The 11,448-nt window shown below is 68.2% G+C and carries 10 protein-coding genes; 3 read left to right on the top strand and 7 right to left on the bottom strand.

From position 1 onward, the window contains the following. The 7 genes from BHU15_RS23135 to BHU15_RS23100 all read right to left on the bottom strand — a co-directional run. The coding region (locus BHU15_RS23135) for a thymidine phosphorylase (protein WP_069628955.1) at positions 1-786 on the bottom strand (786 nt) is incomplete at its 3' end. Positions 787-830: 44 nt separating this feature from the next. Beyond that, complete coding sequence (locus tag BHU15_RS23130; protein ID WP_069628954.1) at positions 831-1,241, bottom strand: cytidine deaminase; 411 nt, start codon at positions 1,239-1,241, stop codon at positions 831-833. Continuing rightward, positions 1,238-2,503: an ABC transporter permease gene (locus BHU15_RS23125; RefSeq protein ID WP_023539126.1), complete on the bottom strand. Its 1,266-nt coding sequence runs from the start codon at positions 2,501-2,503 to the stop codon at positions 1,238-1,240. Before BHU15_RS23125 ends, BHU15_RS23130 begins: the two co-directional genes overlap by 4 nt. Then, positions 2,500-3,642 (bottom strand): ABC transporter permease, encoded by a 1,143-nt coding sequence (locus BHU15_RS23120; protein WP_023539127.1) that lies wholly within the window; start codon positions 3,640-3,642, stop codon positions 2,500-2,502. Before BHU15_RS23120 ends, BHU15_RS23125 begins: the two co-directional genes overlap by 4 nt. Continuing rightward, complete coding sequence (locus tag BHU15_RS23115) at positions 3,639-5,168, bottom strand: ABC transporter ATP-binding protein (protein ID WP_069628953.1); 1,530 nt, start codon at positions 5,166-5,168, stop codon at positions 3,639-3,641. The genes BHU15_RS23120 and BHU15_RS23115 overlap by 4 nt, the downstream gene beginning before the upstream one ends. Before the next feature lie 226 nt (positions 5,169-5,394). Continuing rightward, entirely contained in the window at positions 5,395-6,450 is a 1,056-nt protein-coding gene (locus BHU15_RS23105; RefSeq protein WP_069628952.1) for a BMP family lipoprotein, read from the bottom strand. A gap of 160 nt (positions 6,451-6,610) precedes the next feature. Continuing rightward, a complete protein-coding gene (locus tag BHU15_RS23100; protein ID WP_069628951.1) occupies positions 6,611-7,846 on the bottom strand; it encodes an amidohydrolase in 1,236 nt (411 codons plus the stop codon). Between the two features lie 404 nt (positions 7,847-8,250). Between BHU15_RS23100 and BHU15_RS23095 the strand changes: the two genes are divergently transcribed. The 3 genes from BHU15_RS23095 to BHU15_RS39785 are packed head-to-tail and all read left to right on the top strand — an operon-like array spanning position 8,251 to position 11,441. Further along, positions 8,251-8,667 carry a hypothetical protein gene (locus tag BHU15_RS23095; RefSeq protein WP_069628950.1) on the top strand — a complete coding sequence of 139 codons (417 nt, stop codon included), beginning with the start codon at positions 8,251-8,253 and terminating at the stop codon, positions 8,665-8,667. 36 nt (positions 8,668-8,703) lie between these two features. Continuing rightward, complete coding sequence (locus BHU15_RS23090) at positions 8,704-11,034, top strand: hypothetical protein (RefSeq protein WP_069628949.1); 2,331 nt, start codon at positions 8,704-8,706, stop codon at positions 11,032-11,034. A 38-nt stretch (positions 11,035-11,072) separates the two neighbouring features. Beyond that, the gene (locus tag BHU15_RS39785; protein ID WP_141726865.1) at positions 11,073-11,441 is read left to right on the top strand and encodes a hypothetical protein; all 369 of its coding nucleotides are present in this window, start codon (positions 11,073-11,075) and stop codon (positions 11,439-11,441) included. Positions 11,442-11,448 lie beyond the last annotated feature (7 nt).

Below are 11,448 nucleotides of genomic sequence, written 5' to 3'. Positions count from 1 at the left end.
GCCCGCGAGGACCTCGACCGATTCCCGTACCTCCAGGGCGTTGCCCGCGGTCAGACCGAGTGGGGTCGCCATGTCGGTGAGCAGCGCCACGGTGCGTACGCCGTGGTCGGTGCCGAGTCCGACCATCGTCGCCGCCAGTTCGCGCGCGTCCTCGACGGTCTTCATGAAGGCGCCGGAGCCGACCTTGACGTCCAGGACCAGCGAGCCGGTGCCCTCGGCGATCTTCTTGGACATGATCGAGGAGGCGATGAGCGGGATCGCCTCGACGGTGCCGGTGACGTCGCGCAGCGCGTACAGCTTCTTGTCGGCCGGGGCCAGACCGTCACCGGCGGCGCAGATCACCGCGCCGGTGGACTCCAGCACGTCCAGCATCTCGGCGTTGGAGATCCGGGCGCGCCAGCCGGGGACGGACTCCAGCTTGTCGAGAGTGCCGCCGGTGTGGCCGAGGCCGCGCCCGCTGAGCTGCGGTACGGCCGCGCCGCACGCGGCGACCAGTGGCGCGAGCGGCAGCGTGATCTTGTCGCCGACGCCGCCCGTGGAGTGCTTGTCCGCGGTGGGGCGGGAGAGCGAGGAGAAGTCCATGCGCTCGCCGGAGGCGATCATGGCGGCGGTCCAGCGGGCGATCTCCGTGCGGTTCATGCCGTTGAGCAGGATCGCCATGGCCAGGGCCGACATCTGCTCGTCGGCGACGTCACCGCGCGTGTAGGCGTCGATGACCCAGTCGATCTGCTCTGGGCTCAGCTCGCCGCGGTCCCGCTTGGTGCGGATGACGGAGATGACGTCCATGGGTTCCCTTAACAGCAGTGCGAGTAGGTGGTGCGTCTTACGTGCTAAGCGAGGTGCTGCGGCCCGAAGGCCTGGGGCAGCATCTCGGCGAGCGGGAGAACCCCCGCCGGGGTGTCGAGCAGCAGCCCGGGGCCGCCGAACTCGTACAGCAGCTGGCGGCACCGGCCGCACGGCACCAGCAGCGCGCCCGCGCCGTCCACGCAGCTGAAGTGCGTGAGCCGGCCGCCGCCCGTGGCGTGCAGCTCGGAGACGAGCCCGCACTCGGCGCACAGTCCGAGGCCGTACGAGGCGTTCTCGACGTTGCAGCCGGTGACGGTGCGGCCGTCGTCCGCCAGGGCGGCGGCGCCGACCGGGTAGCCCGAATACGGCGCGTACGCACGGGACATGGCGTCCCGGGCCGCCGAGCGCAGGCTCTCCCAGTCGAAGTCGCCGCCTCCGGCGTCGGGGTCCGTCATGTGCCCTGGCCTCTTCGATAGGTCATGCCGTTCGCCTTCGGCATCCGCAGCCGTTGCGCGGACAGCGCGAGGACGAGCAGCGTCGTCACGTACGGGGCGGCGTCCACGAACTGGCTGGGGACCTGGTCCGTCAGGGCGTACCAGGTGAACAGCAGCGCGGAGACGGCCGCCGAGATCACGGCGGAGACGTACTTGCGCTTGTAGAGCTGCCAGCCCACGACGAGCACCAGCAGGATCGCCAGCAGAAGCAGCATCGCGTGCACGTTCTCGGCGCCGCCGCGCAGCTTGAGGCTGTCGGTGAAGCCGAACAGACCGGCGCCCATCGCCATGCCGCCCGGCATCCAGTTGCCGAAGATCATCGCGGCGAGACCGATGTAGCCGCGTCCGCCGGTCTGGTTCTCCTGGTAGATGCCGGTGGCGACGATCGCCAGGAAGGCGCCGCCGAGTCCAGCGAGTCCGCCGGAGACGGTGACGGCGATGTACTTGTACTTGTAGACGTTGACGCCGAGCGTCTCGGCGGCGATCGGGTTCTCGCCGCAGGAGCGCAGCCGCAGTCCGAAGGACGTACGCCACAGCACCCACCAGGTGCCCGGGATCAGCAGCAGGGCGACGATCGTCAGCAGGGAAAGGCCCGTCACCAGACCGCCGAGCACGCCGGCGATGTCCGAGATCAGGAACCAGTGTTTCTGTTGGAGATCGGTCAGGAAGTCGGCGAGCCCTGGAATGGTGATCTCGGTGATCGAGTCGATCCGTGGGGACTGCTTGGAGGAGCCGCCCGGCTCGTTGGCGAAGGTGAAGTTGGAGAGGTAGCGGGTCACGCCGACGGCGAGGATGTTGATGGCCACACCGGAGACGATGTGGTTGACGCCGAAGGTGACGGTGACGATCGCGTGCAGCAGACCGCCGAGCGCCCCGCCGAGTATGCCGAACAGGACTCCGACCCAGGGACCCCACTGGAATCCGGCCCAGGCGCCGAACCAGGTGCCGAGGACCATCATCCCTTCGAGCCCGATGTTGATGACGCCCGCCCGTTCGGCCCACAGGCCGCCGAGTCCGGCGAGACCGATGGGTACGGCGAGTTCGAGCGCCCCGGCCACCTGTCCTACGGAGGTGATGTCCTCGGCGCCGCTGATGAGCCGGACCAGGGAGATCAGGGCCAGTCCGCCGGCGATGATCAGCAGAACGACGGGCAGGGTGAGCTTGCGCCGGCCGCCGCCCTTCTTGGGAGCCGCGTTCGCTGCGGTAACGGTGCTGGTACTCACAGGGCAGCCCCCTTGTCACTCGTGGATTCGGCGTCGGCGTCGGTCTTGATCGCGCCGCCGGCGGCGAGTTCCTCGCCGACCTTCTGCTGTTGGCGGCGGAGCCCGTAGCGGCGGACCAGTTCGTAACTGACCACGACCGAGATCACGATCAGGCCCTGCATGATCGTCGCGATCTCCTTCTCGTACCCGTACTGGTCGAGGGAGGCGGACGACTTGTCGAGGAAGGCGATCAGCAGCGCGCTGAACGCGATGCCGAGCGGATGGTTGCGGCCCAGCAGCGCGATCGTGATACCGGTGAAGCCGAGGCCGGTCGGGAAGTCGAGGCTATACGTGTGGCTGTCGCCCAGCAGGGTCGGCATACCGACGAGACCCGCGACCGCGCCGGAGATCAGCATCGAGGTGAGGATCATCTTCTTGGCGTCGACACCGGACGCCTGCGCGGCGCTCTCGCTGGCGCCGGTGGCGCGCAGGTCGAAGCCGAAGCGGGTGCGGCCGAGGACGAACCAGTAGATGACACCGCAGAGCGCGGCGACGAAGGTGAAGCCGTAGATCTCACCGGCCTCGGCGCCCATGGACAGTCCGGGGAACCAGCCGGACTCCGGGATCTCGCCGGTCGTCAGGTTGTTGGAGCCGGCGGGCTGCTCACCGAAGTTCTTCGGCAGGATCAGCCAGGCCACGAGGCTGGTGGCGATCGAGTTGAGCATGATCGTGGAGACGACCTCGCTCACCCCGCGGGTGGTCTTGAGGATGCCCGCGATGCCGGACCAGAAGGCGCCGACGAGCATCGCCGTGAGGACGATGAGGGCGATCTGGAAGGGGCCGGGCAGATTCACGCTGGCACCGACGAGCGCCGCCATCATCGCGGCGAGGCGGTACTGGCCGTCGACCCCGATGTTGAACAGGTTCATCCGGAAGCCGACGGCGACGGCGAGCGCGGCCAGATAGTACGTGCCGGCCTGGTTGACGATCAGGACCTGTACGTCGACGTAGCTCGCCGACTCGAACATGATCCGGTACGGCTCCCACGGATTGGTGCCCGACGCGAGCAGCACCACCGTGGTGAGGACTATGGCGACGACCAGGGCGAGCACCGGGCCGGCCAGGCCCAGGATCAGCCGGTCCTTGTCGAACTTCTTCATCGGGCCTCGTCCTCCGGGGCTGCCTCAAGATGGCCGGTCGCGGCGCCGGTCATGGCGGTGCCCAGCTCCTCCGGGGTGATGGTGGCGGGATCGGCGTCGGCGACGAGCCTGCCGCGGTACATCACGCGCAGGGTGTCGGAGAGCCCGATCAGCTCGTCCAGGTCGGCGGAGATCAGCAGCACCGCGAGCCCGTCGCTGCGCGCGGCCTTGATCTGGTCCCAGATCTGGGCCTGCGCGCCGACGTCGACGCCGCGCGTCGGGTGGGCGGCGATCAGCAGCTTCGGCAGGTGGCTCATCTCGCGGCCGACGATCAGCTTCTGCTGGTTGCCGCCGGAGAGGGACGAGGCCGTGACGTCGATGCCGGGTGTACGGACGTCGTACTCGACCACGATGCGCCGGGTGTCGGCGCGGGCGGCCTTGGGGTCGAGGAGTCCGCGCCGGCTGTTGGGGCGCTCGGTGACATGGCCGAGGATGCGGTTCTCCCACAGCGGCGACTCCAGCAGCAGTCCGTGCCGGTGCCGGTCCTCGGGGATGTAGCCGATGCCGCTCTCGCGGCGCTCACGGGTGGGCGCGTGCGAGATGTCGGCGGTGTCGAGGGTGATGACGCCGCCGTCCGGGTCGCGCAGACCCATCAGCGTCTCGATCAGCTCGGTCTGGCCGTTGCCCTCGACGCCCGCGATGCCCAGGACCTCGCCGCGATGGATGGTGAAGCCGATCTCGGACAGGACCTCGCGTACGACGCCGTCGGAGTCGGTGGCGGTCAGCCGCAGGTCCGCGACGGTGAGGACCGGCACGTCGGTGACGGTCGACTCGCGGGTCTCGGGCGAGGGGAGTTCGCTGCCGACCATCAGCTCGGCGAGCTGCTTGGTGGTGGTGCTGGCGGGGTCCGCCGTGCCCACGGTCGTACCGCGCCGTATGACGGTGATGTCGTCGGCGACGGACAGCACCTCACCGAGCTTGTGCGAGATGAAGATGACGGTGAGGCCCTCTGCCTTGAGTTCACGCAGGTTATCGAAGAGGGCGTCGACCTCCTGCGGGACGAGGACCGCGGTGGGCTCGTCGAGGATGAGTATGCGGGCCCCCCGGTAGAGGACCTTGAGGATCTCCACGCGCTGGCGGTCGGCGACGCCGAGGTCTTCGACGTAGGCGTCGGGGCGGACCCCGAGGCCGTACGCCTCCGAGATCTCGCGGATCTTGTTCCGCGCCGCCTGCCCGATGCCGTACAGCTTCTCGGCCCCGAGAACGACGTTCTCCAGGACGGTCAGGTTGTCGGCCAGCATGAAGTGCTGGTGCACCATGCCGATGCCGCGCGCGATGGCGTCGGCCGGGCTGTTGAAGGTGACCTGGTCGCCGTCGACGGTGATGGTCCCCTCGTCCGGCTTCTGCATGCCGTAGAGGATCTTCATCAGGGTCGACTTGCCGGCACCGTTCTCGCCGACGAGGGCGTGCACGGTGCCCTTGTTGATGGTGATGCCGATGTCGTGGTTGGCGACGACACCGGGGAACCGCTTGGTGATGCCGCGCAGCTCTACGGCGGGCGGACTGCTGGACGCGTTGATGACGCACTCTCCTTGGCCGGAAAAGGACCGGAGGCGGGGCGGAGGGCAGGGCGGGGGTGAAGCTATCGCGCCGGAGGGGCGTCTACACGCGTAGCGCTGCCGAATCGTGAGCGTAGATCTTGGGGAGATGGGGCCGGTTCCGGTGACCGGAACCGGGAGCGGCGGCTCGCGCCGCCGCTCCGGGCCCGTGGTGTTACGGGGTGGTCTTGACGGTGATCTTGCCGTCGATGATTTCCTGCTTGGCCTTGTCCACGGCGGCGGTCACTTCGGTCATCTTGACGTAGGCCGGGTTGGTGTCGGTGAGGCCGACGCCGTCCTTGTCCAGGCCGTACCGGATCTCACCGCTCTGCGGCTTGCCGTCGGCGACCGACTTGATCAGGTTGTAGACCGCGTCGGAGACGTCCTTGGTGGCCGACGTCAGGATGCTGTCCTTGTACTGGGCGAGACCGGCCTGCGCGTACTGGTCGGAGTCGACACCGATGCTCCACTTGCCGGCGCCCGCGGTCGAGACCGCCTCGATCGAGCCGGAGCCGGCCAGACCGGCCGCCGCGTAGATCACGTCGGCCTTCTTGTCGAGCTGGCCCTGGGCGGCGGCCTTGCCGAGGTCGGGCTTGGAGAAGCCCTCGAAGTTCGGCGGCTGGGTCAGGTACTGCGAGAGCACCTTCACCGAGGGGTCGGTGTCCTTGACGCCCTGGGCGTAGCCCGCCTCGAACTTCTTGATCAGCGGGGTCTCGACGCCACCGATGAAGCCGACGGTCTTCGACTTGGTGGTCTTGGCCGCGGCGACACCGGCGAGGTAGGAGCCCTGCTCCTCGTTGAAGACCATGTTGGCGATGTTGTCGCCGGTCACCGAGGAGTCGTCGATGATGCCGAAGGTCGTCTTCGGGAACTTCGGGGCGACCTTCTTGATGGCCGGCGCGTAGGCGAAGCCGACGCCGATCACCGGGTTGTTGCCGGAGCGGGCCAGCTCGGTCAGGCGCTGGATCTTGTCCGCGTCGGCCTCACCGTCGGACGGCTCGGCGTCGTTGCCCTTTATCTTGAGGTCCTTCTCGGCCTTCGCCAGACCCGCGTAGGCGGCGTCGTTGAAGGACTGGTCACCGCGGCCGCCGATGTCGTAGGCGATGGCGACGCTCTTCTCCTTCGAGTCGGACGCGGCGTCCGAGGAGGAGGTGTTGCCACACGCGGTGGCGCTCAGCGCAAGCGCCGCGGATGCGACGCCTACGGTTGCGAACCTGGTGATCCGGCGCAAGGGAGGCTCCTTCAAAAGCGACCTAGGGCGCCTCTTCCGGCGCTGGTTTCGCCGCGATCGTAACGCGCGTAGATGTCAGTTAAAGGCCTGTACGGAAGCCGTTATCGGATCGTCGCGAACAGGACGTGTCACGTCCGATTACGGGAAGACACACGGCCGGTTACGAACGGTCGCCGTCGATCAGCGCGGCGGCGGTGAAAAGCTCCACGCCGACCTGGATCGCCCGCTCGTCGGCGTCGAAATCGCCCCGGTGCAGATCGTGCCGGGAGGTGTCCCCCGGAGTCCGTACGCCGAGCCGGGCCATCGCGCCGGGGACCTGCTCCAGATACCAGGAGAAGTCCTCGCCGCCGAGGCTCTGCTCGGTGTCCTCGATCGACTGGGAGCCGCGGCGGGCGGTCTGGGCGTCGCGCAGCAGCTCGGCCATCATCAGGTCGTTGACGACCGGCGGCACCCCGCGTACGTAGTTGATCTGCGACTTGGCGTGGTAGAGCGCGGAGATCTCGTCGATCGCGGCGTGCACCAGGTCCGGCGCCTCGCGCCAGGACTTCAGGTCCAGGCAGCGGACGGTGCCGGACAGTTCGGCGTGCTGCGGGATGACGTTGCAGGCGTGCCCGGCGGCGATACGGCCCCAGGTCAGCGCGAGCCCGGACCGGGCGTCGACCCGGCGGGCCAGCAGCGCGGGCACCTCGGTGGCGACCTTCGCGGCGGCGGTGACCAGGTCGGTGGTCAGATGCGGGCGGGCGGTGTGGCCGCCGGGGCCGTCGAGAGAGACTTCCAGCCGGTCGCAGGCGGAGGTGATCGGGCCGGTGCGCAGCCCGATGGTGCCGACGTCCACGCGCGGGTCGCAGTGCACCGCGATGATCCGCCCGACGCCCTCCAGGACACCGGACTCGATGGCGTCGAGCGCGCCGCCGGGCAGCACTTCCTCGGCGGGCTGGAAGATCAGCCGCACCGGCTGCGGCAGCCGCCCCTCCCGGTCGAGCTCGGCGAGAACCAGCCCGGCGCCGAGGACGGCGGTGGTGTGCACGTCGTGCCCGCAGGCGTGCGCCCGGTCGGGCACGGTGGAGCGGTAGGCCACGCCGGCCTTGGTGTCCGGGATGGGCAGGGCGTCGATGTCCGCGCGCAGGGCCAGCATGGGCCGGCCGCCGTCCTCGCGGCTGCCGATGTCACAGACGAGCCCGGTCCCGGTGTTGAGCACCCGCGGCACAAGCCCGGCCGCCTCCAGGCGGTGCTTGAGGGCGGCGGTGGTACGAAACTCCTGGTTGCCGAGCTCCGGGTGCATGTGCATGTCTCTGCGGAAGGCGATCAGCTCGGTACGCAGCGCTTCGGGCAACGTACCGGGCAGCGCGGAGCGGCTGGGCTCACCGGAGAGGTCGACTTCGGACTCGCGGGACATCAACTGGTTCACCTGTTGAAGGGTAGGCCCCCCGAGGGGGCAACTGCCCGACGATCAACAAAACCTAGGCCCGAAAGGCGTAAGAAAGTGGGCCGGGAGGCGAGTGACGTATTGCCGTGGCGGGTACACTCGCCCGCCCGTCGCGGGACGGTGACGGAGAGTGCCGACCCTGTCCAGGATCCGGACACCGCCCGCGCAGGGGGTGTACGCCCTCGGGGACGGGCGGGGCGGGCTCCCCCACTCCGGCTCCGGCGGAACCGCGTCCCCCCTCACACCCGCCGACCGGACGCCGACGCCAACTGCCGCCCAGGCTCATGCACTTGTCGGTGACGGGGTCGATACAGTGTGTGGGCGCGCGACCGGCCCGGTTCGGCGGGTCGGCCGATACAGGAACGGGGGATTTCATGTCGTTCGACGAGGAATGGGCCCAGCTCCGTGACGCGGCGGCCCAGCGTCACTCGATGCGGCTCAACAGCCTTCCGGCCGAGGGAGGCGGCGGAAATCTCGTCGTCAACCGGGACGACCTCGGCCGTATCGGAAACCACGCGTACGACCTGCGGAACCAGCTCTCCAGGGACGGCGACCACGCGCGTCCCGCCACCCACGAGGCGGCGATCGCGCTGACCAACGGGCAGTTCACGAGTGGTTCCGCGCTGCTCAAGGTGAACGACCGGTGGCAGACCCATCTCAAGACGCTGCTGGACGCCTGCGCGCAGATCTCGAACCATCTGGACTTCACCAAGGCGCAGCACGCCAAGGACGACGTGAAGATCGAGGGTGACATCGCCCCGATCTCGGCACTGACGGACTACATGAAGTAGCGCACCACACGCGGGGAACGACGGGGGAGGTTCGGCATGCTGACGTACGAGGACATCATCAACGCCCCGGTGGCGAAGCTGAGGGCTGCCGCCGACCGCTGGTCGGAGATGGCACGCAGTGCAAAGACGCCGGGCAGTCTGTTCCAGCTGGCGCAGGACGCACAGGATATGAAGACCGCAGCGGACAAGGCCTCGTGGCAGGGCGTCAACGCGGGCGTCACGAAAGAGTTCATCGCCAAGACGGCCCAGGAGTTCAAGGACGCGGCGGCCGAGGCCAGGGGCGTGATGCAGATCCTTGAGGACGGCTACGCCGCCATCAAGAAGGCCAGGGACGACCTGCTGAACATCCGCGATCACGAAGGGCCGGCGGCCGGCATCCACGTGGACGCCAAGGGCAAGGTCACCCACCGGAACTCGATCCAGGAACTCACGCCGTACCAGCGCGCACATGACCCGGGCTACCAGGAGATCCTTCTGCGGGAGAAGCGGAACGTCGCCGCCTGGCAGGCGAAGATCGACCGCATCGTCGACAACTGCGACGACACCGACGTGGCGTTCAAGAACGCCCTTGAGGCCAACGTCACGGACCGCAAGGACTTCAGCCGGCCGACGTACACCACGCTGGACCAGGAGGAGGCCGCACGAGCCGCCGCCCTGGCCGGCAAGGGCCGCGACCTCACCCACACCGAACTCCAGGCTCTCAACGAACTGCTGGCCGACAACAGCAAGTCCCGCGAGTTCTCGAAGAACTTCTACGAGAAGCTCGGCCCGGAGAAGTCCCTCGCGTTCTTCGGCCAGCTCGGCACCGACACGTCCACCTACGGCAAGGTCGACAGCGAACGGCTCAAGGATGTACAGGAACTCCAGCGAAACCTTGGACTGAACCTGGCCACCGCCTCCCACGACCCCAAGTTCACCGCAGAGTGGGGTCCGGAGCTGCGCCAACTGGGCACGGAACGTGTCCCGTTGTACAAGGGCGACCCCAACGGGGCCTACGGGTACCAACTCCTCGGCGGCATCATGCGGAGCGGGAACTACGACCCGAAGTTCCTCAACCCGATGGCCGAACACGTGGCACAGCTCCATCAGAAGAACCCGTACCAGTTCAGTGCCTTTGGGATGGGCACGTTGACGAACCCGTTCAACCCCTCCGGCGTCAACGGCGCGGGCTACGACCCGATGACCGCCATGCTGGAGGCCCTCGGCAACAGCCCGGACGCGGCGAAGCAGTTCTTCACCGACCCCCCGACCGCGTACAACGAGGACGGCACGGTCAACAAGGGCGCGACGGCCGACCTCGGAAAGGCCGACGACACCCCTATCGACAACTACCTCGACTTCTTCGGCACAGAGAAGTGGGAGGGCTACCCCGACACCAACGAGCACAACCCAGCTGGCACCCCGAAGAACCACATGCCCGACGCCCTGGGCAGGGCGCTGGAGGCCGCGACCCTCGGCTACCCGGCGGGACACCCGGACGGCGATGTCGTCCGGGACGCGGACAACGCGGCGATCATGCGGCAGGTCATGGAGAAGTACGGATCGGACGTGGACCTGCTCGACCACCAGAAGGCCCTGTCCGACAGCCTCGGGAACATGGGCGCGGGTTACGTCAACGACATCAACTGGGCGCTGGAGAAGAACAGCCCGGACAGTGTCTTCGCCGGCAGCGAGGACGGGCGCATCAGTTTCGCGGACACCGACGAGGGCAACGGCCGCAGCACCGTCCGGGGCTTCCTCAGTGCGCTCGGCCAGCACCCCGACGCGTACGCCACGGTCTCGACCGCCGAGCAGGTCTACACCCGCAGTGTGCTGGAGGCACAGGTCGGCCCGGACGGTATCAACCGGGACGGGGCCCGGGAGGCGGTCCGTGTCGGCTCCGAGGTGCAGGGCATGCTCGACCAGTCACGCGCGGACCAGGTCGAAGCCACCAACCTCAAGACCCACGAGGAGTACGAGAAAGCGGTCGAAAAGCGCGCAGGTCTGATCGGCATCGCGACGGGCGTTGGGGTGGGCGCGGCCGTCGCCTTCCTGCCCGCGGCCCCGGTCATCGGCGCGGCGGCTGTCCTCATCCCGCTCGCGTCGGAGGTCGGTCCCGCGCTGGTCGAGGGGACCGTCGGCCAGATCGTTGGCGGAGTTTCCGAAAACTCGATCGACCAGCACAAGGAAAAAGTCGAGGACCTGGTCGGCGAAGAGAAGACGAAGATCTATTCATCAGGTGAAATCTTGGCCGAAGCCCCGATGGAAGGGTTCCTGGCCCAGCACGGCAGGGACGGCCTCCGCGAGGACCTCGTCCAATCCCAGTCGGTCGGCTACGGCGAGGGCAACGCCCGTGCGAAACAGCAGGGCCACGCCCCGAAGTCCTGAGACCCGCCCGCTTTCGGCAACAACACAGCAGGACACAGATGGTGACCACCCGCAGGACGACGTACGCGCGCCTCTGCGCGCCCCTGGCCTGCTCCCTGGCACTCGCTGTCGGGGGCTGTAGTGGAGACGACGGCAGCGGCAAGGCGCCCGATGTCTCGATGACGCCCGGCAAGTTGTGCGGTGGCGGGGCAGTGAACAAGGGTGGTGCGGAAGCACTCAAAGTGATCACGTGTGACACCCGGTTCGCAGCCTCCGGGAAGTATTCCACCGTCGCCGACGCGGCCGAGGAACTGACCGACAAAGCCACGTACCGCAACTTCGAACTCGGAGACATCTGCCGAATCTACCCCGATGATTCTGCCAACGAGCTGCGCATCAGGGCGGTTGCAAGTTCCGGGATCGCGTAGCTCGTCC

The organism is Streptomyces niveus, from assembly GCF_001723055.1.
Classification (GTDB): domain Bacteria; phylum Actinomycetota; class Actinomycetes; order Streptomycetales; family Streptomycetaceae; genus Streptomyces; species Streptomyces niveus.
This window is presented reverse-complemented; position numbering and strand designations above follow the sequence as displayed.